The 23,292-nt window shown below is 69.8% G+C and carries 19 protein-coding genes and 1 tRNA gene; 6 read left to right on the plus strand and 14 right to left on the minus strand.

Going from position 1 to position 23,292, the window contains the following annotated elements:
* Positions 1 to 36: 36 nt before the first annotated feature.
* A complete protein-coding gene (locus IFU19_RS01645; protein ID WP_192012743.1) occupies positions 37 to 2,235 on the minus strand; it encodes an ATP-dependent Clp protease ATP-binding subunit in 2,199 nt (732 codons plus the stop codon).
* 192 nt (positions 2,236 to 2,427) lie between these two features.
* Positions 2,428 to 3,441 (minus strand): GlxA family transcriptional regulator, encoded by a 1,014-nt coding sequence (locus tag IFU19_RS01650; RefSeq protein WP_192012744.1) that lies wholly within the window; start codon positions 3,439 to 3,441, stop codon positions 2,428 to 2,430.
* Between the two features lie 86 nt (positions 3,442 to 3,527).
* Here IFU19_RS01650 and IFU19_RS01655 point away from each other — a divergent pair, with 86 nt between their 5' ends.
* Positions 3,528 to 3,785, plus strand: a complete 258-nt coding sequence (locus IFU19_RS01655; RefSeq protein WP_192012745.1) for a hypothetical protein — start codon at positions 3,528 to 3,530, stop codon at positions 3,783 to 3,785.
* A 64-nt stretch (positions 3,786 to 3,849) separates the two neighbouring features.
* Here the strand turns inward: IFU19_RS01655 and IFU19_RS01660 are convergent, their stop codons facing one another.
* From IFU19_RS01660 to IFU19_RS01675, 4 genes are all read right to left on the minus strand, one after another.
* A complete protein-coding gene (locus IFU19_RS01660) occupies positions 3,850 to 5,073 on the minus strand; it encodes a glycosyltransferase (protein ID WP_192012746.1) in 1,224 nt (407 codons plus the stop codon).
* 4 nt (positions 5,074 to 5,077) lie between these two features.
* A complete protein-coding gene (locus tag IFU19_RS01665; RefSeq protein WP_055832712.1) occupies positions 5,078 to 6,334 on the minus strand; it encodes a glycosyltransferase in 1,257 nt (418 codons plus the stop codon).
* Positions 6,335 to 6,531: 197 nt separating this feature from the next.
* Complete coding sequence (locus IFU19_RS01670) at positions 6,532 to 8,709, minus strand: ABC transporter ATP-binding protein (protein WP_249405301.1); 2,178 nt, start codon at positions 8,707 to 8,709, stop codon at positions 6,532 to 6,534.
* Entirely contained in the window at positions 8,706 to 10,433 is a 1,728-nt protein-coding gene (locus IFU19_RS01675; protein WP_192012747.1) for an ABC transporter ATP-binding protein, read from the minus strand. Before IFU19_RS01675 ends, IFU19_RS01670 begins: the two co-directional genes overlap by 4 nt.
* A gap of 127 nt (positions 10,434 to 10,560) precedes the next feature.
* Here IFU19_RS01675 and IFU19_RS01680 point away from each other — a divergent pair, with 127 nt between their 5' ends.
* The gene (locus IFU19_RS01680; protein ID WP_192012748.1) at positions 10,561 to 11,154 is read left to right on the plus strand and encodes a hypothetical protein; all 594 of its coding nucleotides are present in this window, start codon (positions 10,561 to 10,563) and stop codon (positions 11,152 to 11,154) included.
* Between the two features lie 87 nt (positions 11,155 to 11,241).
* Here IFU19_RS01680 and IFU19_RS01685 read toward each other — a convergent pair whose 3' ends face one another.
* From IFU19_RS01685 to IFU19_RS01705, 5 genes are all read right to left on the minus strand, one after another.
* Complete coding sequence (locus tag IFU19_RS01685; protein ID WP_055832709.1) at positions 11,242 to 11,679, minus strand: heat shock protein transcriptional repressor HspR; 438 nt, start codon at positions 11,677 to 11,679, stop codon at positions 11,242 to 11,244.
* 96 nt (positions 11,680 to 11,775) lie between these two features.
* A complete protein-coding gene (locus tag IFU19_RS01690; protein WP_055832708.1) occupies positions 11,776 to 12,771 on the minus strand; it encodes a DnaJ C-terminal domain-containing protein in 996 nt (331 codons plus the stop codon).
* A gap of 11 nt (positions 12,772 to 12,782) precedes the next feature.
* A complete protein-coding gene (locus IFU19_RS01695; protein WP_192012749.1) occupies positions 12,783 to 13,397 on the minus strand; it encodes a nucleotide exchange factor GrpE in 615 nt (204 codons plus the stop codon).
* A gap of 9 nt (positions 13,398 to 13,406) precedes the next feature.
* The gene (gene dnaK, locus IFU19_RS01700) at positions 13,407 to 15,281 is read right to left on the minus strand and encodes a molecular chaperone DnaK (RefSeq protein WP_055832706.1); all 1,875 of its coding nucleotides are present in this window, start codon (positions 15,279 to 15,281) and stop codon (positions 13,407 to 13,409) included.
* Positions 15,282 to 15,726: 445 nt separating this feature from the next.
* On the minus strand, positions 15,727 to 17,502 hold the full coding sequence (locus IFU19_RS01705; RefSeq protein ID WP_070409023.1) for a DEAD/DEAH box helicase: 1,776 nt from the start codon (positions 17,500 to 17,502) through the stop codon (positions 15,727 to 15,729).
* Between the two features lie 127 nt (positions 17,503 to 17,629).
* On the opposite strand from IFU19_RS01705, the gene IFU19_RS01710 reads away from it, so the two are divergent.
* Positions 17,630 to 19,003 carry an MFS transporter gene (locus IFU19_RS01710; RefSeq protein WP_055832704.1) on the plus strand — a complete coding sequence of 458 codons (1,374 nt, stop codon included), beginning with the start codon at positions 17,630 to 17,632 and terminating at the stop codon, positions 19,001 to 19,003.
* A gap of 29 nt (positions 19,004 to 19,032) precedes the next feature.
* Here IFU19_RS01710 and IFU19_RS01715 read toward each other — a convergent pair whose 3' ends face one another.
* Entirely contained in the window at positions 19,033 to 19,554 is a 522-nt protein-coding gene (locus tag IFU19_RS01715) for a MarR family winged helix-turn-helix transcriptional regulator (RefSeq protein ID WP_070409022.1), read from the minus strand.
* Between the two features lie 106 nt (positions 19,555 to 19,660).
* On the opposite strand from IFU19_RS01715, the gene IFU19_RS01720 reads away from it, so the two are divergent.
* Entirely contained in the window at positions 19,661 to 20,368 is a 708-nt protein-coding gene (locus tag IFU19_RS01720) for a hypothetical protein (RefSeq protein ID WP_192012750.1), read from the plus strand.
* Positions 20,369 to 20,428: 60 nt separating this feature from the next.
* Here IFU19_RS01720 and dcd read toward each other — a convergent pair whose 3' ends face one another.
* Entirely contained in the window at positions 20,429 to 21,034 is a 606-nt protein-coding gene (gene dcd / locus IFU19_RS01725) for a dCTP deaminase (RefSeq protein ID WP_192012751.1), read from the minus strand.
* Between the two features lie 105 nt (positions 21,035 to 21,139).
* Between dcd and IFU19_RS01730 the strand changes: the two genes are divergently transcribed.
* A tRNA-Gly gene (locus IFU19_RS01730) sits at positions 21,140 to 21,213 on the plus strand.
* 111 nt (positions 21,214 to 21,324) lie between these two features.
* Here the strand turns inward: IFU19_RS01730 and IFU19_RS01735 are convergent.
* A complete protein-coding gene (locus IFU19_RS01735; protein ID WP_192012752.1) occupies positions 21,325 to 22,464 on the minus strand; it encodes a zinc-binding alcohol dehydrogenase family protein in 1,140 nt (379 codons plus the stop codon).
* Between the two features lie 76 nt (positions 22,465 to 22,540).
* On the opposite strand from IFU19_RS01735, the gene IFU19_RS01740 reads away from it, so the two are divergent.
* Entirely contained in the window at positions 22,541 to 23,104 is a 564-nt protein-coding gene (locus IFU19_RS01740) for a TetR/AcrR family transcriptional regulator (RefSeq protein ID WP_192012753.1), read from the plus strand.
* Positions 23,105 to 23,292: the final 188 nt, after the last annotated feature.

Raw genomic sequence — 23,292 nt, forward strand, 5'->3', positions numbered from 1 at the left:
CGCGCACCGCGCGCCGCATCCCCCTCTCGCATTCGACTACTCGACGATCTCCGCCTCGATCACGTCGTCGTCGCCCGGCTCGGGCTGGGCGGGGCCCGCGCTCGCCAGCACGAGCGAGTCGCCGTCGCTCGCCACGTCGACCCGCACCACATCGCCGTCGCGCACCGTGCCGGCGAGGATCGCCATTGCGAGGCGGTTCTGGATCTCGGTCTGGATCAGGCGACGCAGCGGCCGGGCGCCGTACACCGGGTCGTACCCGCGTTCGGCGAGCCACGAGCGGGCATCGGGCGTGACCGCGAGGGACAGCCGGCGCTCGCGCAGTCGCTTGTGCAGGGCGTCGACGGCGAGTTCGACGATCTGCGCCAGGTCGTCCTGGCTCAGGGCCTGGAAGATGACGATGTCGTCGAGGCGGTTCACGAACTCGGGCTTGAAGGCCTGGCGCACCAGCGCCTGCACCTGCTCGCGCTTGGTGTCGATCGACAGGGTCGGGTCGATGAGGATCGGCGAGCCGAGGTTCGAGGTGAGGATCAGGATGACGTTCGTGAAGTCGACCGTGCGCCCCTGGCCATCGGTCAGGCGACCGTCGTCCATCACCTGGAGCAGCACGTCGAACACCGCGGGGTGCGCCTTCTCGACCTCGTCGAGCAGGACGACCGAGTACGGCCGACGCCGAACGGCCTCGGTCAGCTGCCCGCCCGCCTCGTACCCGATGTAGCCCGGAGGAGCACCGACCAGGCGCGAGACGGAGTGCTTCTCGCCGTACTCCGACATGTCGATGCGCACCATGGCGTGCTCGTCGTCGAAGAGGAAGTCGGCGAGCGACTTCGCCAGCTCGGTCTTGCCGACACCGGTCGGGCCGAGGAACAGGAACGAGCCGACCGGGCGGTTCGGGTCGCTGATCCCGGCGCGGGAGCGGCGGACGGCGTCGGAGACGGCCTTCACGGCTTCCCGCTGCCCGATGAGGCGCTTGCCGAGCTCGCGCTCGAGGTGCAGCAGCTTCTCGGTCTCGCCCTGCAGCAGGCGCCCGACCGGAATGCCGGTCCAGGCGGCGATGACCGCCGCGATGTCCTCGTCGGTCACCTGGTCGTTGACCATGCGGTCGCCCGCGGGCTCTTCGCGCTCGGCCGTCATCAGTTCGCGTTCGAGCGCCGGGATCTCGGCGTACAGCAACCGCGACGCGCGCTCGAGGTTGCCCTCGCGCTGGGCGCGCTCGGCATCCACCCGGGCCGAGTCGAGACGGGTCTTCAGGTCGCCGACGCGGTTGAGCGAGGCGCGCTCGCGCTCCCACCGGGCCTGCAGCTCGTCGAGTTTGGCCTGCTCGCCGGCCAGGGTGTCGCGGAGCGTGGCGAGACGCTCCTTCGAGGCGGCGTCCTTCTCTTTCTTCAGCGCGAGCTCTTCGAGCTTGAGGCGATCGACGTGTCGGCGCAGCTCGTCGATCTCGAGGGGCGCGGAGTCGATCTCCATGCGCAGACGCGAGGCCGCCTCGTCGATCAGGTCGATGGCCTTGTCGGGCAGCTGGCGCGCGGGGATGTAACGGTTCGACAGCGACGCCGCCGCGACCAGCGCCGCATCGGCGATGGCGACCTTGTGGTGCGCCTCGTAGCGCTCCTTCAGACCGCGCAGGATCGCCACGGTGTCTTCGACCGTGGGCTCGCCGACGTAGACCTGCTGGAAGCGGCGCTCGAGAGCGGCATCCTTCTCGATGAACTGGCGGTACTCATCCAGCGTGGTGGCGCCGATCAGGCGCAGTTCGCCGCGGGCCAGCATCGGCTTCAGCATGTTGCTGGCCGCGACCGAGCCCTCGCCGCCACCCGCGCCCATGAGCACGTGCAGCTCGTCGATGAACGTGATGACCCGCCCATCGGACTCGGTGATCTCTTTGAGCACGCTCTTCAGGCGCTCCTCGAACTGCCCGCGGTACATCGCGCCGGCCACGAGCGCCGAGATGTCGAGCGACACGAGTTCTTTGTTCTTGAGGCTCTCGGCCACGTCGCCCGCGACGATGCGCTGCGCGAGTCCCTCGACGACGGCCGTCTTGCCGACGCCGGGTTCGCCGATGAGCACGGGGTTGTTCTTCGTGCGGCGGGTGAGCACCTGGCTGACGCGGCGGATCTCGCCGTCGCGCCCAATCACGGGGTCGAGCTTGCCCTGCCGCGCCCGGTCGGTGAGGTTGATGCCGAACTGCTCGAGGGCGCTGCGCGCGTCCTCCTGCCCCGGCTGTTGAGTGGCGTTCATGTGTTCTCCCAAAATCTGTTCGCGGTCTCAAAAACTTGAGTTGCGTGGACTCAAGTTTAGCAGTGCACCGGCGAGAGAACAATGGATGCCGCGGCACAGGCGGTAGCGCGGACGCGGGCGCGGCGTGAGCGCGGGCGCGGGCGCGGGCAGCGCGGGAGCGGTGGCGGTGTGAGAGCGGGCGCGGCGCGGCCCTCAGGCCGGGATCGGCTCCGCCGCCGCCGGGGCCGACACGGTCGCGGAGGCGACTCGCTCATCGGCGTTGCACGAGAAGCGCGTGCGGTAAGCGGTCGGGGTGAGTCCCATCGCTCGGGCGAAGTTCTGGCGCAGCACCGCCGCCGAACCGAAGCCGCACTCGGCGGCGATGCGGTCCAGCCCCAGATCGGTCTCTTCGAGCAGCCGCTGCGCGTGCAGCAGGCGTTGGCGCGCGAGCCAGGCCGCGGGCGTGGCGCCGAGATCCGCCTTGAAGCGGCGGGCGAAGGTGCGCGGTGACATGTGCGCGCGTGCCGCGAGTCGATCGACCGAGAGCTCGGCATCCAGGTTCTGCAGCATCCACTCGGTCACCGGAGCCAGCGAGAGCGACGAGTCGATCGGGATCGGCGAGGCGATGAACTGCGCCTGGCCCCCGTCGCGCTGCGGCGCGACGACCATGCGTCGCGCGATGCGGTTGGCGAGCTCCGAACCGAGCTCCTGGCGCAGCAGGTGCAGGCACGCGTCGAGTCCCGCTGCGGTTCCGGCGCTCGTGACGATGTTGCCCGACTGCACGTAGAGCACGTCGGGGTCGACCTCGATCTCCGGATACATCCGCGCCATGACATCGGCGTAACGCCAGTGCGTCGTGGCGCGCTTTCCGTCGAGCACCCCGGCGGCGGCGATGACGAACGACCCGCTGCACACGCTCAGCAACCAGGCGCCGCGGGCATGGGCGGCGCGCACCACCTCGACCACGCGCGGGTCGACGGTGCCCCACTGATCCCGCGGGATGGGGGCGAGAACCAGGATGTCGACGTCGGACGCCGCCTCGAGACCGAGATCGACGTTCACCGAGAAACCGATGTTCGAGGGCACGACCCCGGGTTCGGGCGCGACGATGCGGAAGTCGAAATTCGGGATGCCGTCGTCGCTGCGGTCGAGGCCGAAAGCTTCGCACGCGAGGCCGAACTCGAACGGGGCGAAGCCGGGCTGGATGACGACGGCGACCGAGCGCATGCGAACCTCCGGTGTGGCAGAAATATGACGAACACCGTCCATCATGCCACTCGTGACACTTTCCCTCTACTCGTAGCGTCTCTGCCATGGCTTACTTCATCGCCCTCGGCATCCTCTCGCTCGCCGGCATCGTCGGCACCGTGTGGCTCGTGCGGACCGACGGGTACGGGCGCATCCCCACCGACCCCTCGCGCGTCGCCCCCTCATCGCACCGCTCGACCCACTCGCGGGAGAAGACGATCCAGGCCGCTCCCGCGGTCGAAGCCGCACGCCCGAGCATGCACGTCACCCTGCCGTCGGCCTCGACGGCCACCGCTCCGCTGCGCATCGTGGGAACGGAGTGACCCGACGACGCGGCACACGCCGCCCCGGCACGGCCGAGGCTCGGCGGGCGTGGGACCCGCCGGGTCAGCGCCCCGCGGCGACCGCCCGCTCGTACACGGCGACCATCGCCGCCGTGCGCGACGACTGCCGGAACCGCTCCGCGACGCTCGCGTCGGGCGTGACCGGCGACCCGGCGGCGATGTCGGCGGCCGCGCGGCGGAGGGTCTGCGAGAGCGCCGCGACCGTGGCATCCGGAACCGTCCAGATCCCGGCGCCGAGCTCGGCGCCGATGTCGGGGTCGCTGACGACGGCGGGGGTGCCGAGCGAGGCGGCCTCGAACACCGTCATGCCCTGCGTCTCGAAGCCGATCGACGTCTGCACCACGGCGTCGGCGTCGGCGAGCCGGCGGAGGGTCTCGGCGTACGACAGGCGTCCCGCGAACGTGACGGATGCCACCGGCGCCCGGCGCTCGATCAGCCGCTGCGCGGCACGGAGCTGACCGCCGCCGCCGATGATCTCGACCTCGGCGTCGATCCCCGACTCGGCGACCGCCTCGAGGAAGGGGAGCAGGCGCTTCTCGGGGCTCATGCGGCCGAGCCAGACGAAACGCGGACGGCCCGGGCGACGCTCGGTGGGTCCGGCCGCGAGGGCGGCGTCGAGCGCGTCGTCGTCGATGCCGTTCCAGATCACGTCGACCGCGTCGGCGACACCGTGCCGTTCCAGACGACGCGCGAAGTGACCCGAGGGGGCGGTCACGGCGCGGGACACCGCGGCCAGACGGCGAAGGTACGCCCAGCCGTCGATGTCGCTGCCGGCCGGTGCGATATCGCGTCCCGCCACCGGCGCGGCGACCTGTCGCGGCAACGCGCGTCGCGCCCACGCGTTCAGCGCGCGCAGTACCAGGCCCGGGAACGGGGCGGTCGCCTCGATGCCCACGTCGACGCGGTTGTGCATCGTGTGCACGACGGGCAGGCCGTGCCGCGCCGCGAAACGGTGCCCGATGTACGCGCCCCAGAAGTCGGCCTGCACGTGCACGACGTCGACCGGCAGGCGCGCGCCCATCTCGGAGTCCACGAACCGGTCGGTCCGGGCACCGGGCCAGGTGAGCGCGTACTCGCGATCGAGCGTGAGGGGGATCGAGGGCAGGTCGAGGTAGGCGGTGTCGTCGGGCGCAGGGCGGTGCAGGCGCGGAGCGACGACGGTGACGACGTGGCCCGCGCGCTCGAGGAAGCGCTTCTGCAACCGCATCGACACCTGCGCGCCGCCCAGCGACTCGAGGTGCTGGTCGGCGAACATCACGACGTGCACGAGGTCACTCCGGGAGCGGTCGTCCGCGGTACAGCGCCTCGAAGGTGTCGAGGGTGCGGCCGATGTCGTGCACGATCACGCCGTCGAGCGACGCCTGCTGCATCCGCCGACGCTCGTCGGGGGCGGCGGTGAGCACGTCGGTCAACCGGGCCGCGAGCTCGTCGGCGTTTCCGGGCTCGAACAGGTACCCGTTCTCGCCGTCGTGCACGAGGTGCGGGAGTGCGACCGCATTGGCGGCGACGATCGGCAGGCCGGAGGCCATGGCCTCCATCGTCGCGATCGACTGGAGCTCGGCGATCGAGGCGATCGCGAAGACCGACGCGCGGGAGTAGAGCGCGCGCAGCTCTTCTTCGGACGTGTGGCCGTGGAAGGTCACGCGGTGCGCGAGACCGAGCTGCTCGGCGAGCTGCTCGAGGTTGCGGCGCTGGTCGCCGCCACCGACGATGTCGAAGGTCACGTCGAGGGCGGGGTCGATCTTGGTCATCGCGCGCAGGATGACGTCGATGCCCTTCTCGGTGGTGAGGCGTCCGACGAAGAGGATGCGGTTCGCGTCGCGCGGCTCGAGGTCGGGCGTGTAGTTCGAGCGGTCGATACCGCAGGAGATCGGGATGACACCCTCGATGCCGATCGTCGCCTGCAGGAAGTCGGCGGCCCGACGCGTGGGCGTCGTGACGGCGCGCGTCATGACGAAGGTGCGCTTGGCATCGGCCCAGGCCAGCTTGAGCATGATGCGGTCGAGGAAGTCGGGCAGGGTCGTGAAATCGAGGATGTTCTCGGGCATCACGTGGTTGGTGGCGATCACCGGGATGCCGCGCTTGCGCGCCTCGCGGGCGAGTCCTCGGCCGATGATGATGTGCGACTGGATGTGCACGACGTCGGGCCGGATCTGGTCGAGCATGAGTCGCGCGTAGTGCTTCGCGCGCCAGGGCCATACGAACGTGAGCCAGTCGTGCGGAAGGAAGCGGTACGACGGAAGACGGTGCAGCGTCATCGGCTGCCCCTCGATCACCTCGGTCGCCGTGCCCGCGTGGCCACGGCCGATGCTGGGCGCGGCGACGTGCACGTCGTGACCGCGGGCGACGAGACCGGCGGCGAGGCGCTCGGCGAAGCGGGCGGCCCCGTTGACGTGGGGCAGGAACGTGTCGGCGCCGATGAGGACCGTGAGCGGACGTTCGGCCGGGGCGGGAGTCTCGCGCGAGACGGCGGGATCGTGCGCGTCGTCGGATACGGGATGGTCGGCGGGCGTCGCAGAAGTGGTCACGGGTGGTGAGGCCTATCTATGCGGCGGACGGGTCGCACGGTGCGGTTCATGCGCTCGCACCACTGTACCCGAGCGGTTTTCGCGAACCCGGAGCCGTCTCGCGGTGTGGAGGACGGGGGCGTGGGCGCCCGAAGCGCGCCGGACGCGGCACCGCCCGCCCGGCGCGGCACCGGGCGGGCGGATCGGCGCGGGCGGAGTCAGTCCCGACCGTCGAGCCGCGGGTCGGGCGACGGAGCACCGTGCGCGGGGCGCGGCGGCCCGTCGGTCCCGGCGGGGGCGGCAACCTCGGATGCCGCGGCCGCCATCGCCGACACCACCACGGCGTCGTCGGTGGCCGGCGCCTGCCGGGGATCAGCGGCGCGGGGGACCTCGGCCGCCGCGAGATCGACGTCGGCGGTGGCCTGCTCGAACTGCGAACGGTAGAGCCGGTAGTACGCCCCCTCGGTGCCGATCAGCTCGTCGTGCGTCCCCTGCTCGACGATGTCGCCGTGCTCCATGACCAGGATGAGATCGGCATCGCGGATCGTCGACAGGCGATGCGCGATCACGAACGACGTGCGTCCTTCGCGCAGCGCGGCCATGGCCTGCTGCAGCAGCAGCTCGGTGCGTGTGTCGACCGACGAGGTCGCCTCGTCGAGGATGAGCACCGACGGACGCGCGACGAACGCCCGCGCGATGGTGATGAGCTGTTTCTCACCCGCCGAGACGTTCGCGGCGTCTTCGTCGAGGACGGTGTCGTACCCCTCGGGGAGCGAGTGCACGAACTGGTCGACGCGGGTGGCGACGGCGGCTTGCTGGATCTCGTCGTCGGTGGCGGTCTCGCGGCCGTAGCGGATGTTGTCGCGGATCGTCCCCGCGAACAGCCACGGGTCTTGCAACACCATGCCGGTGCGCGAGCGGACGTCGTCGCGGCGCAGTTCGGCGATGTCCTGACCGTCGAGCAGGATGCGCCCGCCGTCGAGCTCGTAGAACCGCATGATCAGGTTGACCAACGTGGTCTTGCCGGCCCCCGTCGGTCCGACGATGGCGACCGTCTGACCCGGCTCGACCCGGAACGACAGGTCGCGGATGAGCGGGCGATCGGGCGAGTACGCGAAGCGGACGTTCTCGAACTCGATGACCCCGCGTCCGTCGCCCGGGCGCGGGGCGTCGGGGGCGTCGGGGTCTTGCTCGTCGGCATCGAGCAGGGCGAAGACGCGCTCGGCCGAGGCCGTACCAGACTGCACGACCGCGGCCATACCGCCCAGCTGCGACAGGGGCTGCGTGAACTGCTGCGAGTACTGGATGAACGCCTGCACGTCGCCCAGGCGGATCTGCCCGCCGGCCACCATGAGCCCACCGAGCACCGCGATGCCGACGTAGGTGAGGTTTCCGACGAACATCATGCCCGGCATGATCATGCCGGAGAGGAACTGGGCCCGGAAACTAGCCTGGTAGAGCTCTTCGTTCTCGACCTCGAACTTCTCGCGGGCGTCTTTCTCGCGGCCGTAGACCTTGACCAGCGCGTGACCCGAGAACGACTCCTCGACGCGGGCGTTGAGACGGCCCACCTTCTTCCACTGCTCGCCGAAGGCCTTCTGCGACTTCGGGCCGATCACCCCGAAGATGACCGCCATGAGCGGGAGCGAGATGAGCGCGACGAGGGCCAGCTGCCAGGAGATGGTGAACATCATGATGAGCACGCCCACGACCGTGAGCACGGAGGTGAGAGCGCTCGAGAGCGACTGCTGCATCGTCTGCGTGATGTTGTCGATGTCGTTCGTGACCCGCGAGATGAGCTCACCGCGCTGCACCTTGTCGAAGTACGACAGGGGGAGCCGGTTGACCTTGGCCTCGACGTCTTCACGCAGGCGCCACATCGTGCGCACCATGATGATGTTGATGACGTAGCCCTGGATCCACGACAGCAGCGACGAGCCGACGTAGATGGCCAGCACGGTCACGACCACGATGCGCAGCGCATCGAAGTCGACGCCCGCGCCGACCTGGAAGTTGTCCATCGCGCCGACGATGTTGGCGATGTCGCCCTGCCCGGCGGAGCGCAGGGCGTCGACGACGGTGTCTTTCGGGGTGCCGGCCGGGAACTGCTCGGCGAGCCCGCGCGAGACCACGCCCTCGAAGATGATGTTCGTGGCGTTGCCGAGGACGCGCGGGGCCAGCACCGCCAGCACGACGCCGAGGGCCCCGAGCACCGAGACGAGCCCGAAGGCCCCGGCGTGGGGACGCAGGAGTCCGATCAGCCGGCGGAAGCTCGAGCCGAAGTCCGAGGCCTTGCCCGGCGCGACGCTGTCCCAGTCGCCCGAGTTCAGACGGGCCTGTTCGGCGAGCTCGAGTTCGGCGCGCTCCTCTTCGGTGCGGGTGTCGGGGGTGCTCATGCTTCGACCCCCAGCTGCGACTCGACGATCTCGCGATAGGTGGTGCTGGACTGCAGCAGCTCCTCGTGCGTGCCGACGCCGGCCATGCGTCCGTCTTCGAGCACGACGATCCGGTCGGCGCCGGTGATGGTCGAGACGCGCTGCGCGACGACGATCTTCGTCACCTCGGGGAGCTCTTGCCACAACGCCTGCCGCAATCGGGCGTCGGTGCTGAGGTCGAGGGCCGAGAACGAGTCGTCGAAGACGAGCACCGCCGGCCGGTGCACGATCGCTCGGGCGATGGCGAGGCGCTGGCGCTGCCCGCCCGAGACGTTGGTGCCGCCCTGGGCGATCTTGCCGTCGAGGCCGCCCTCCATCGCCTCGACGAAGTCGCGACCCTGGGCGATCTCGAGCGCGTGCCCCAGTTCGTCGTCGGTGGCGTCTTCGCGACCGAAACGCAGGTTGGACGCCACCGTGCCGCTGAACAGGAACGGGCGCTGCGGCACCAGGCCGATGCTCTTCCACAGCAGGTCGAGGTCGGCCTCGCGCACGTCGACGCCGCCGACGCGGACGGCACCCGCCGTCACGTCGAACAGACGCGGGAGCAGGGAGACGAGGGTCGTCTTTCCCGCCCCCGTCGATCCGACGATCGCCACGGTCTCGCCGGGGTGGGCCGCGAACGTGACGCCCGACACCACGGGCGACTCGGCTCCCGGGTACGCGAAAGCGACGTCGTCGAACTCGACGGTTCCGACCGAGGGGAAGACGGTCACCGGGTTCGCCGGACGCTCGAGCGTCGAGTGACTGTCGAGCACCTCTCCGATGCGCTCGGCCGACACGGCCGCGCGCGGGATCATCACCGTCATGAAGCTCGCCATGAGCACGCCCATGAGGATCTGCGCCACGTACTGCATGAACGCGAAGAGGGTACCGATCTGCACGCCGCCGGCGTCGACCTGGATGCCGCCGAACCAGATGACTCCGACGACGGTGACGTTGAGCACCAGCATCGCCAGGGGGAACAGCAGCACGAAGAGCGAGCCCACCTTGCGACCGACGTCCATGATGTCGGTGTTCGCCTCGCGGAAGCGCTCTTCTTCGATGCGCTCGCGCACGAAGGCGCGCACCACACGCACTCCGGTCAGCTGCTCGCGCATCACCCGGTTCACGGCGTCGAGCTTGGACTGGTAGCTGCGGAACAGCGGCACCATGCGGGCGATGATGAGGGCGACCGCGACCAGCAGGATCGGAACGGCGACGCCGAGCAGCCAGCTGAGACCGACGTCTTGCTGCAACGCCATGAAGATGCCGCCGAGGGCGAGCAGCGGGGCGCTGACGAGCATGGTGGCGCCCATCATCGCGAGCATCTGCACCTGCTGCACGTCGTTCGTGTTGCGCGTGATGAGGGAACCGGCGCCGAACTGCGACAGTTCACGCTCGGAGAAGCCGCTGACCTTCTCGAACAGATCGAGCCGGATGTCGCGGCCCGCGGCCATGGCGGCGCGCGCGGCGAAGTAGGTCGCGACGACCGAGGCGACGATCTGCCCGAGCGAGATGCCGAGCATGATCATGCCCTGCGACCAGATGAACCCCGTGTCGCCCTGGGCGACGCCGCGATCGATGATGTCGGCGTTCAGGCGCGGCAGATAGAGGGATGCCATCGCCGCGACGAACTGGAACACCAGCAGCGCCACGAGGAGCCAGCGGTACCGGGACAGGTAGCGGACGAGGATCTTGCCGAGCATGGGACCTCCGGAGCAGGTCTGACGCGGCCGCCGTGACCGCGAAGACCAGCCTGGCACCAACCTCCGACACCGGGGAACCATTTCTGCAACTCAGCGCCCGTTCGGTCGCGGCTCGTAGGGTGGAGCCATGTCTCGACTGCAGGCCGACGCCGCCGCCGACCTCTGGGTGCCCGTGACCGGTTCACTCGGCCTCCGCGGCCGACGACACCGCAAGGCCGCCCTCGGCATGCTGCTCGGCCAGGCCGCCCGCACGACGGGCACCGCCCCCCGCCCCGGCGGCGGCGCCTTCGCGTGGATGCTGAGTCAAGCCGCTCCGCTGCTCATGCGTCGCGCCGGTGGCCGCGTTCTGGTGTGGGTGTGGAAGAGCGCGCCCGAGCTGCTCGTCGTGATGGCACAGCTGCAAGAGGCCACCGCGCAGCTGCGCACCGCGCGCGCGATGATGCCGATGGAGTACGACGACACGGAGTCGTTCCGCAATCCGCACCTCGGCGTCGGCGAGAAGCTCGCGATGCCGCTGCCGATCGATCCGAAGACTCCCCCGTTCGCGACCTACACGTGGGACACGGGCTCGCACTTCGTCACGGTGACGGCGGTGTGCGCCGACCGCGAGCGGTTCGGCACCGTCATCGGCGCGGTCGACGACATCGCACGCACGCTCCGCGTCGTCGACGACCTCTCGGTCGGAGAGACGCCGACGGTGCTGCGGATCGATCCGGCCTGAGCCGCTGCCCCGCTCCGGCCGAGCCGTCGGGGCACCGTGCACGCAGACCCTTCGAGGAGCTCGGGACCTCGGGGCGGCGGCGGGGTGTCAGTCGTCGTGGATGTCGCGCGGGCGCCAGAGCACGATGTCGGTCGCGCGACGCACGCGCGAGCCGTGGCGGAGCGTCACGACCGAGCCGGTCGCGCCGGCGGCGAAGACGCGCGCACCGGGGCGGGACTGCCGCTCGATCGTGAGCTGCCGCTCGAGGTCGTTCACGCGGCGGGCGAGATCGTGCACGCGCTCCTCGAGGGCGAGGAGGCGCGCGATCGCGGGAAGGCTCATGCCTTCCCCCGACAGGCGGGCGACCTCGCGCAACTGCTGCACGTGGCGGCTCGAGTAGCGACGCGACCCGCCCTGGGTGCGCGCGGGCACGACGAGACCGAGCCGGTCGTACTGCCGCAGCGTCTGCGGGTGCATGTTCGACAGCTCGGCGGCGGCGGCGATGGCGAAGATCGGGGCGTCTTCGTCGATCTCTCTCTCGGACACGTCTTCACCTCTTTCGTCGTGCCGGGTGCGAGTGCCGGGTTCTCGGCATCCTGACGTATCGGATGCCGAGAACCGCGACGACGCGCGTGGGATGCGTCAGCGCGCCTTGGCCATCAGGTCGGCGCGCGGGTTCTCTTTCGGTTCGAGCTCGTGGAAACGCTCGAGGGCCTCGCGGGCCGCGTCGTCGAGGTGCGTGGGCACCGCGACCTGGACCTCGGCGAGCAGGTCGCCGACGCCCTTGGTCGACTCGATCCCGCGTCCCTTGACGCGCAGCACCCGTCCCGACGGGGTGCCGGGGGCGACGCGCAGTCGCACCGGCTCCCCCCCGAGTGTCGGGACCTCGATCGTGGCGCCCAGAGCCGCCTCGGTGAAGGTGACCGGCACCGTGACCCGCAGGTGGAGGCCGTCGCGCGTGAACACCGGGTGCGGACGCACCGCGACGGTCACGACGATGTCGCCGCTCTCGCCGCCGTCGGGCGACTTGCGTCCGCGGCCGCGCAGGCGGATCTTCTGCCCGTCCGACACCCCGGCCGGGATCTTCACCTTGAACGGGACGTTGTCTTCGCCCTGCAGGGTGATCGTCTCGCCCTTGGCCGCCGTGACGAAGTCGATCGTCGTGCGCGCCGTGACGTCGGATCCGCGCTGCGGTCCGCCGTAACCGCGGTATCCGCCCGAGGTCTGACCGAACCGGCCGGAACCGAAACCGGCGCCGCCCTGCTGGTCGAACATCGAGAAGAAGTCGTCGAAGCCCCCCGGAGGGGCCCCGGCGCCGCCACTGCGCGGTTGACCGAACCGGCTGAAGACGTCGTCGAAACCGCCCCCGCCGCCGGTACCCGGTGCCGAGAAGCGCGCCCCCGAGCCCATGGCCCGGATCTGGTCGTACTCCTCGCGCTGCTCCGGATCGTTGAGCACCGAGTAGGCCTCGCTGATCTCTTTGAACTTGGCCTCGGCCTTCGCGTCACCCGGGTTCGAGTCGGGGTGGTACTGGCGCGCGAGCTTGCGGTAGGTCTTCTTCAGATCGGCCGCGCTGACGCTCTTGTCGACGCCGAGGACCTTGTAGAAGTCCTTGTCGAACCAGTCCTGACTCGCCATGTGTCCTCCTCTTAGGCCGGCACGGCGACGACGACCTTGGCCGGTCGCAGCTCGATCGAGCCGAGGCGGTAACCGACCTCGACGACCTCGAGGATCGTCGTCTCGGTCACGCCGGGGGTGGGCGCCTGGAAGATGGCCTCGTGCTGCTGCGGGTCGAAGACTTCGCCGACGGCGCCGTACGACACCACGCCGAGGCGCTCGGCCACGGCCCGCACCTTGTCGCCGATGGCGGCGAAGGGCGTGCCCTCGACGAGGTCGCCGTGCTTGACCGCGCGGTCGAGGTCGTCCATGACGGGCAGCAGGCCCTTCACGGCTTCGCCCTTGGCCCGCTCGATCTCGCGCTCGCGCTGGTCTTCGGTGCGCCGACGGTAGTTGGCGTACTCGGCCTGCAGCCGCTTGAGGTCGATCAGCAGTGAGGCCTCCTTGTCGGAGGAAGCCCCCTCTGCCGCGGCCTCGGGCGTCTGCTCGGCGCCGAGGATGTCGTCGATGGTCAGGCCCTCGGCATCCGGGTCCTGTGTCTCGGACTGCTCGCCCGACGGCGCGGGGCCGGAGGTGTTCTCCTCCGGCCCCGTCTCGTCAGGACCGGCGCCCGAGCCCGTGGGCTGTTCGTCGTCCTTGTGTGCCATGGTCTCTGCTTACTTCTTCGTCTCGTCGGTCGGCTCGTCGTCGACGACCTCGGCGTCGATGACGTCTTCCTCGGGGTTCGGCGTCTCACCGTTGCCGGGCTGGCCGACGTTCGGGTCGGCGGGCTCGCCCGCGGCCTGCGACGAGGCGTAGATGGCCTCGCCGAGCTTGCCCTGGCTCGCGTTCAGCTTGTCGAACGCGGTCTTGACCGCGTCGTCGTCATCGCCGGCGAGTGCCGTCTTGAGCGCGTCGACATCGCCCTGGACCTCGGTCTTGACCTCGGCGGGGAGCTTGTCCTCGTTCTCCTTGATCAGCTTCTCGATCGAGTACGACAGGGTCTCGGCCTGGTTGCGGGTCTCGGCGGACTCGCGGCGCTTCTTGTCGTCGGCCGCGTTCTCTTCGGCCTCGCGCACCATGCGCTCGATGTCTTCCTTGGGCAGCGACGAGCCGCCCGTGATCGTCATCGACTGCTCCTTGCCGGTGCCCTTGTCCTTCGCCGAGACGTGGACGATGCCGTTCGCGTCGATGTCGAAGGTGACCTCAACCTGCGGGATGCCACGGGGAGCCGGGGCGATGCCGGTGAGCTCGAACGTGCCGAGCGGCTTGTTGTCGCGGGTGAACTCGCGCTCGCCCTGGAAGACCTGGATCGCGACCGACGGCTGGTTGTCGTCGGCGGTGGTGAAGGTCTCGCTGCGCTTGGTCGGGATGGCCGTGTTGCGCTCGATGAGCTTGGTCATGATGCCGCCCTTGGTCTCGATACCGAGGCTCAGGGGGGTGACGTCGATGAGCAGCACGTCCTTGCGCTCACCCTTGAGGACACCGGCCTGCAGGGCTGCGCCCACGGCCACGACCTCGTCGGGGTTGACGCCCTTGTTGGCGTCCTTGCCGGTCTCCTTCTTCACGAGCTCGGCGACCGCGGGCATGCGGGTCGAGCCGCCCACGAGCACCACGTGCGCGATGTCCTCCACCTTGACGCCGGCCTCGCGGATGACGTCGGAGAAGGGCTTGCGCGTGCGGTCGAGGAGGTCCTTGGTGAGGTCCTCGAACTTGGCGCGCGTGAGGGTCTCGCTGAGCGAGACGGGGCCCGAGTCGGTGAGCGACAGGTAGGGCAGGTTGATGGAGGTCGAGGTAGAGCTCGAAAGCTCCTTCTTGGCCTGCTCGGCCGCTTCCTTCAGACGCTGCAGGGCGATCTTGTCGCCCGAGACGTCGACACCGGTCGTGTCCTTGAACTGCTTGATGAGGTAGTCGACGACCCGCTGGTCCCAGTCGTCGCCACCGAGGCGGTTGTCGCCCGAGGTGGAGCGCACCTGGATGGTGGAGAAGTCGTCGTCCTTGCCCACTTCGAGCAGCGAGACGTCGAACGTTCCGCCACCGAGGTCGAAGACGAGGATGAGCTCGTCTTCCTTGCCCTTGTCGAGGCCGTAGGCGAGAGCCGCGGCGGTGGGCTCGTTGATGATGCGCAGCACGTTGAGGCCCGAGATCTCACCGGCCTCCTTGGTGGCCTGACGCTCGGCGTCGTTGAAGTACGCGGGGACCGTGATGACCGCGTCGGTCACGGTGTCGCCCAGGTACTCCTCGGCGTCGCGCTTGAGCTTCTGCAGGATGCGGGCCGAGATCTCCTGCGGCGTCCACTTCTTGCCGTCGACGTCGAACGACCAGGTCGTGCCCATGTGGCGCTTGACGCTGGAGATGGTGCGGTCGACGTTCGTGACGGCCTGGCGCTTGGCGGTCTCACCGACGAGCACCTCGCCGTCCTTCGTGAAGGCGACGACCGAGGGGGTCGTGCGGAAACCCTCGGCGTTGGCGATGACCTTGGGCTCGCCACCCTCGAGCACGCTCACGACGGAGTTGGTCGTACCGAGGTCGATTCCCACTGCACGGGGCATATGTGTCTCCTTGCTTGTGAGCCGGACGGATGCCACGACTCGGGGTTTTATGAAGTCTCTGCGGGGGTTGAGCCCCGATGACTCAACGTTATCGGGGCTCTGCATCGAGGTCAAGCCGAGTTGATATGAATTGGCTCAACTTCTGGATACCGTGTGTCGCACGCCGCCGGCCATGTCCCGAAATGTGCAGCAGCGAGGGGTCTAGGCAGCACGAAGTGGGACATGCCCCGCCCCACAGCGTCCCCAGCGTCTCGCGCAGCGCAAACCGTGTCCCGAAATGTGCAGCCCCGAAGGGCCCAGGCAGCACGAAGTGGGACATGCCCCGCGCCACAGCACGCGCGCGGCGTGAGGACGACACCGGGCGGCGGCCGCGCCTGGGCCCGCTGCACGCACGACGCCCCCGCGACCCGAAGGTCAGCGGGGGCGTCGGACGGATGCCGCGGGGTCAGTCGCGATCGCGGTCGCTCTCACGGCGCTGCGGGCGGTCGCTGCGCTTGGCGGAGCGTCCGCCACCGTCGAGGCGCAGGTCGATCAGCTGGCCCGAGATGCGGGTGTCGGCGAGGCGGCCGATCGTGTCGCTCGACAGGTCGGCGGGCAGCTCGACGAGCGAGAAGTCCTGGCGGATCTGGATCGCACCGAAGTCGTTGCGACGCAGCCCACCCTCGTTCGCGAGAGCGCCGACGATCTGACGCGGCTCGACGCGCTGGCGACGACCGACCGCGATGCGGTAAGTCGAGAAGCGCCCCGAGGTGTCGCGGCGTGGACCGCTGTCGCGCGATCCACCGTCACGCGAACCACCGTCGCGGGAAGCGCCGTCGCGCGCGGGACGCTCGCTGTCGAAGCGCTGCTGACGGAAGGCCTCGGCCTCGAGCAGCAGCGGGGTGTCGCCCTGGGCGACCACGGCGAGCGCTGCGGCCACGTCGGCCTCGGGCACGTCGTGGTGCTCGACGTAGTGGGCCACGACGTCGCGGAACGTCGCGATGGCGGCGGTGTCCTCGAGGGCGGTGGTGATCGCGTCGTCGAAACGGGTGAGGCGCGTGGCGTTGACGTCGTCGACGCTCGGCAGCGACATCTCGGTCAGCGGCTGGCGCGTGGCCTTCTCGATCGCGGTGAGCATGCGGCGCTCGCGCGGGGTGACGAAGCTGATCGCGTCGCCCGTGCGGCCGGCGCGACCGGTTCGGCCGATGCGGTGCACGTACGACTCGGTGTCGATCGGCAGGTCGTAGTTGACCACGTGGCTGATGCGATCCACGTCGAGACCACGCGCGGCGACGTCGGTGGCGACGAGGATGTCGAGCTTGCCGGACTTCAGCTGGTTGACCGTGCGCTCGCGCTGCACCTGGGCGACGTCGCCGTTGATGGCGGCGGCGGTGTACCCGCGGGCACGCAGCTTCTCGGCGACCGTCTCGGTCTCGTTCTTCGTGCGGGTGAAGACGATCATGCCCTCGAAGTTCTCGACCTCGAGGATGCGCGTGAGGGCGTCGATCTTCTGCTGGTACGACACGATCAGATACCGCTGGCTGATGTTCGTCGAGGTCGCGGTCTTGGTCTTGACCGTGATCTCTTCGGGGTTGTTCAGGTACTGAGCCGAGATGCGGCGGATCTGCGCCGGCATGGTCGCCGAGAACAGCGCGACCTGCTTCGTCTTGGGGGTGTCGGCGAGGATCGTCTCGACGTCTTCGGCGAAGCCCATCTTGAGCATCTCGTCGGCCTCGTCGAGCACGAGGTACTTCAGCTCGCTCAGGTCGAGGGTGCCCTTGTCGAGGTGGTCCATGATGCGACCCGGGGTGCCCACGACGATGTCGACGCCGCGGCGCAGCGCCGACAGCTGCTGGCCGTAGCCCTGACCGCCGTAGACGGGGAGCACCGAGACGCCCTTGATGTGGGCGGCGTACTTCTCGAACGCCTCGCACACCTGGAGCGCGAGCTCACGGGTGGGGGCGAGCACGAGGGCCTGCGGGTTCTTGTGGCCGGTCTCCATCTGCGACAGCACCGGCAGCGCGAACGCCGCGGTCTTGCCGGTACCGGTCTGCGCGAGACCGACGACGTCGCGACCCTGCAGGAGCACGGGAATGGTCGCGGCCTGGATGGCCGACGGGGTCTCATACCCGACGTCCTTGAGGGCTTTGAGCACGTTGGCATCCAGACCCAGGTCGGAGAAGGTGAGCGGGGCGGGGGTGGTCTCCGCCTCAGCGGAGTCGACGGGGTTTTCGGATGCCATGACTCCACGGTAGTCGGCTCCGCGCCGCCGTGCGGGCTCGGCGGTAGCCTGAATGAGCGCGCCAAGGGTGGCGCGGCGTCGCCTCGGGGGTACCGGGCGTTCACCGGAGGGGCCTAGCGTGACCCATATGACCCCTCCCGAGCCCGCCTCCGCCCCCGTCAGCACCCTCCGTCGGCCGGTGCTCGCCTGGGCCCTGTGGGACTGGGGATCCGCCGCCTTCAACGCGGTCGTGACCACGTTCGTGTTCAGCACCTACCTGGCGAGTTCGCTGTTCGTCGATCCCGCCGTGGTGGCCGCGGCGAACGGCAACGACGACGACCCCGCCCTCGTGCGCGCCCTCGCCGACAACGCGAGCCTGGTCGGCGTGGCGCTGATGATCGCCGGCATCGTCGTGGCGCTCGTCGCCCCCGTGCTGGGCCAGCGCTCCGACGGCACGGGGCGCCGCAAGCTCTGGCTCGGCATCAACACCGGCCTCATCGTGCTGTCGATGGCCGCGATGGTCTTCGTCGAGGGCACGCCCGAGTTCCTCGTGCTCGGCGCCACCCTCATCGCGGTCGGCAACGTCTTCTTCGAATTCGCCAGCGTCAACTACTACGCGATGCTCACGCAGGTCTCCACGCGCGAGAACATCGGCCGCGTCTCGGGCTTCGGCTGGGGCATGGGGTACGTGGGCGGCATCGTGCTGCTGCTCCTGCTGCTGGTGCTGTTCATCCAGAGCTTCGGCGCACCCGATGCCGGGGGGCTTCTCGCCGTGCCGAAGGAGGGCGGGCTGAACATCCGCCTCGCGGTCCTGGCATCCGCGGTCTGGTTCGGCGTGTTCGCCGTTCCCGTTCTGCTGCGCGTTCCCGAGATCCCGCCGCAGCAGCGCCGGGTGCGCGTCGGCTTCTTCCGCTCGTACGTGGTGCTGTGGGGCACGTTGCGCTCGCTGTGGCGCGACAGCCGGCAGGTGCTGCTCTTCCTGGTCGCCAGCGCGGTGTTCCGCGACGGCCTCGCCGGCGTGTTCACCTTCGGCGCGATCATCGCGGCGCAGGTGTTCGGCTTCAGCTCGACGGAGGTGCTCTACTTCGCGGTCGCGGCGAACGTGGTGGCCGGTATCAGCACGTTCTTCTCGGGGCGCCTCGACGACCGCTTCGGACCGAAGCGCGTGATCGTCGTCTCGCTGATCGGCCTGATCGTCCTGGGCAGCGTCATCCTCTTCATCGGCACCTCGGTGCCGGCGTTCTGGGTGGCGGGCCTCGGGCTCGGCCTGTTCGTCGGACCCGTGCAGTCGGCCAGCCGGTCGTTCCTCGCCCGGGTGGCTCCGGAGGGTCGCGAGGGTGAGATCTTCGGCCTTTACGCCACAACGGGCCGAGCGGTCTCGTTCCTCGCGCCGGGCCTGTTCGCCCTGTTCGTCGGGATCACCGGCGACACCCGCCTCGGCATCGTGGGCATCGTGCTGATCCTGGCGGTCGGGCTGGTGCTGATGGTTCCGGTGAAGGCGCGGCCGGCCGTCATCCGCTGAGGCGGGCCGGGGCCCGGCACGCCGTCAGCTCAGTCGCGCGGCCAGGCGTCGGCGAACTTGCCGAGCAGGCGGGCGAACTCGACGCGCTCGTCGTCGGTGAACGACTCCAGCGCGGAGCGCACGGCATCCCGTCGTCGACCGCGGAAACCCGAGACCATCCCCTCGCCCTCGGGTGTGAGGCGCACGCGCGTGCGGCGGGCGTCGTCGGGGTCGGGCTCGCGTGCGACCAGACCCATCTGCGCCGCCTGCTGAACCAGCCGCGAGGCGCGGGGCTGGTCGACGCCCACCGCCTCGGCGATCTCGCTCACCGACAGCGATCCGGATGCCGCGATCAGAGCGTCGAGTAGGCGCAGGCGTGCGGGTCCGCCGAAGCGCCCCTGTGCGGGGTCGGCCCAGGGCGGGGTGCCGCGCCCCCAGGGTCCGCCGAATCCCCCGCGTTCGCCGTGAACGTGCGGGTGATGGTGCCCCTCGGCGCCGAAGGGCGGGCGCGGGCGGCGTCCGCGCAAGCGCCCGAGAGCGGCGGCGATCTCGTCGGCGGGGTCAGTGGCCATGCGGGAATTTTACATGTCGCTTGACAAGCATCAGAGATACATGTCACAGTACATCTGTTGTCACATGACATGTATCGGCGGATGGACCGCCCCGAAAGGACACCCCATGAACACCTCCACATCACCTGATGCCCGCAGCCTCGCCCACCGCCTCACGACGGTCGGTCACGCGCTGCACCACCGCCTCTTCACGCAGCTACGCGACAGCGAGCTGCACCCCAAGACCGTGATGATCCTCAGCGCCATCGACGGACGGATCGACGCGCCCTGGGTGCACGACCGTCTCGCCCGCGGCGGCAAGCGCGTCGACGCTCTCGCCGAGCGCGGCTGGATCGAGCGCGGCGACGACGGCTGGCGACTGACCGCCGGGGGTCGCGAGATCCTCGACCGGGTGGATGCCGACCGCGCGGCCCTGCTGGCCGACGTGCCGGCCGAGCAGCTGGAGCGCCTGGCGACGGCTCTCGATGCCCTCTCGGACGCGCTGGGAGTCGACGCGACCGCGACGTCACCGGAGCGCGGCTTCCGCGGCCCGGGACGCGGCGGTTTCGGCCCCGGTTTCGGCCCCGGCCCGCGCGGGTTCGGTGCACGCTTCGGCCGGGGTTCCGGCCACGGCGATCACGAGGCCGAGCACGGCGGTCACCGCGGACACACCGCGGATCGGCCGTGCGCGGGCGACGAGCGCACCCACGGCGGCCGAGGCTTCGGCCGGGACGGCCACGGCCACCACCGTGGTCACCAGGCCGCGCAGCACGCGTTCGAGCGCGGCTTCGACGCCGGGTTCCGCCGCGGCCGCGAGTCGTCGGCATCCGAATGATCCCGCAAAATCACGAAGCGGCGAGGACTCCCGAGGGGGCCTCGCCGCTTCGTCGTCGGGTCAGCGTCCGACGGACCCGGCCTCGGTCGAGCCGACGTCGGTGCGGTGGAAGTTGAGCGCGGAGCGCGAAGCCGTCGGCCCGCGCTGACCCTGATAGCGGTTGCCGTACGGGCCCGAGCCGTACGGGTTCTCGGCGGGCGAGGTCAAGCGGAAGTAGCAGACCTGCCCGATCTTCATCCCCGGCCAGAGCTTGATCGGCAGCGTGGCGACGTTCGAGAGCTCGAGCGTGACGTGGCCCGAGAAGCCCGGGTCGATGAACCCCGCGGTCGAGTGCGTCAGCAGCCCCAGGCGGCCGAGAGACGACTTGCCTTCGAGGCGCGCGGCGACGTCGTCGGGAAGGTTCACCCGCTCGAAGGTCGACCCGAGAGCGAACTCGCCCGGGTGCAGGATGAACGGCTCGTCGGGAGCGACCTCGATGAGGCGCGTCAGCTCGGGCTGCTCCTCGGCGGGATCGATGAAGGGGTACTTGTGGTTGTCGAACAGCCGGAAGTAGCGGTCGAGGCGCACATCGACGCTCGAGGGCTGCACCATGGCCGGGTCGAAGGGGTCGAGCCCGAGGCGTTTCGCGTCGAGTTCGGCTCGGATGTCGCGATCGGAGAGCAGCACGGCCCCAGCCTAGGGCGAGGGTCGTTTTCGCGGGGGTCTGTGACGGACGACGGGGAGCACGACGACCGGACGCTGTTATGCTGGCCGGGCTGCCGCAAGGCGCACGGGGCTGTAGTTCAATGGCAGAACTTCTGCTTCCCAAGCAGATAGCGCGGGTTCGATTCCCGTCAGCCCCTCCATGTGTGACTCCCGGACTTGTGCCGGACTCTCCCGCGTCGCTTCAGACTGACGCCCTTTCGCCCGGCGCTCGCTGTTCCCGCGCCGCGCTCCGACGCCTCCTCGTGGATCGATCACGATCCCGTCGGTGCGTGGTCGAGGGTGACGACGAGTTTCCGCGCCGATACGCCGAGGCGAAGGGTGTCGATGGCTCCCTGGATCGCCGTAAGGCCGTGCCCCGCGAGGTGGGCCTCGGGGTAGAGGTGGTGGCTGCCCGAGGCGAGAGCGGCGGGGAGATACCCGCCCCAGACGGCCGGGCCGACGGGAGACGTGGCGATGGCGCTTCCCCAGATGAACGATGCTCCGATACCGCGGGCGCGACTGCGCACCTGGAGGAGAGCCGTCCGCGTTCCAAGCTTCAGGAAGAGGCGGACGCGAGCGAGGGAGAGGCCTCGACGGCGGGGTTGATCGTAGAACGAGACGGGAGGGCTCGCCATCGCGATCTGCGTGGCACCGGTTGCGCGCGCGATCCTCAGACAGGGCTCGGCCGACCCCGTCGCCACGGCGAGGATCCCCGCCACCGCGGAGCCGCCGACCTCGTCGATGATCCGATTCGCAGCGTCCGGGTCGTGGTAGTCGAAGACGGCTTCTGCTCCCAGCCGCCTCATCCGTTCGTGGTTCTTCGCCGAGGCTGTCGTGATGACCCGATAGCCGGCCGCTCGGGCGAGCTGGATCGCATTGCCTCCGACCGCCGTCGCGCCGCCCCAGATCACGACGACCTCGTCGCGAGGCGCCGAGTTTCCGAGACGGGAGTAGTCCAGTCCCAGTTGGTCCTTCTCGAACAGGCCGGCCGCCGCGGTGGATATCGCCAGAGGCAGGACGACGGCCTCCTCGAAGGTGACGGCGGCCGGCAGGACGGCGGCCAGGCTCGCATCGACCGCGACGTAGGCCTGGAAACCGCTCTCGGAGACGGCGTCCCGTCCTTTCTCCAGGCCCATCGCGTACGCCACGACGCGGTCTCCGACGGCGAAGTCGTCCACGCCGGCACCGGTTTCGACGACGACGCCCGCGACGTCCTCCCCCAGGACCACCGGGTAGCGCAACCACCCGTACATGACGGTGCCGTTGGACTGGATGATCGCGTCGAGCGGATTCACCGCCACCGCGCGGACCTCGAGCAACAGCTGCCCCACCCCCGGCTTCGGCATCGGCGCAGCTCGGACCGTCAGGTCTGCATAAGGAGAATCGATCCACGCCGCCGAGTTGTCGCTCATTCTTCCGCTCTCCGATTCTGATGACATTGCGTGTCATCGTGACCGATCTTACGACAGTTCGTGTCATCATGGGTCCATGCCTCGATGGTCACCGGATGCTGCCTTGCGGATGGAAGCCGCGGCGATGACCCTGTTCGCCGACCAGGGGTACGCGGGGACCACGGTCCCCCAGATCGCCGAGGCGGCGGGGCTGACCACGCGGACGTTCTTTCGCCACTTCGCCGACAAACGCGATGTGCTGTTCCTCCGGGATCGCGAGTTCCCGCAGGCGGTGAGCGACTTCATGGCATCCATCCCGCAGGAACGCGGCGCAGCGGCCACCGTTCGCGAGGGTCTCGCCGCCGCATGCCGAGGCATCCAGGGCTGGCGAGAACAGATCGCACGTCGACGCAGCATCATCCAGAGCGAACCGGCGCTGCACGAGCGCGATCTTCTCCGCAGTCACTACCTCGCACGCGCCATCGAAGAATCATTGAACCAACGGGGCATCTCCCCCGGGCCTGCGCACGCCTGGGCAGCCCTCGCCGTGACCTGTTTCGACCTCGCGGTGGACCGGTGGCTGCAGGGCTCCGCCGATCTCCCGCTCGAGGATGCCCTGACGACGGTGTGGACCGACATGCGGGAATGGTTCACCGGATGACAGGGCGCACATCTCGAAATGCCAGCGGAGCACGTGGGCGTCCGGCATCCGATGACCATGAGGCGCCCCGGCGTCCGGGCGGCGCCCGCGAAACGGCGGAGCCGCCCGGACTGTCCGGGGCTCACACGCCGGGACGGTAAACCGGCCGCCGTCGGCGTGGATGCTTCACGCTACGACGGCGCGCAGCG

It is taken from the genome of Microbacterium sp. CFBP 8794 (assembly GCF_014841235.1).
In the GTDB taxonomy this organism is placed as follows: Bacteria; Actinomycetota; Actinomycetes; order Actinomycetales; family Microbacteriaceae; genus Microbacterium.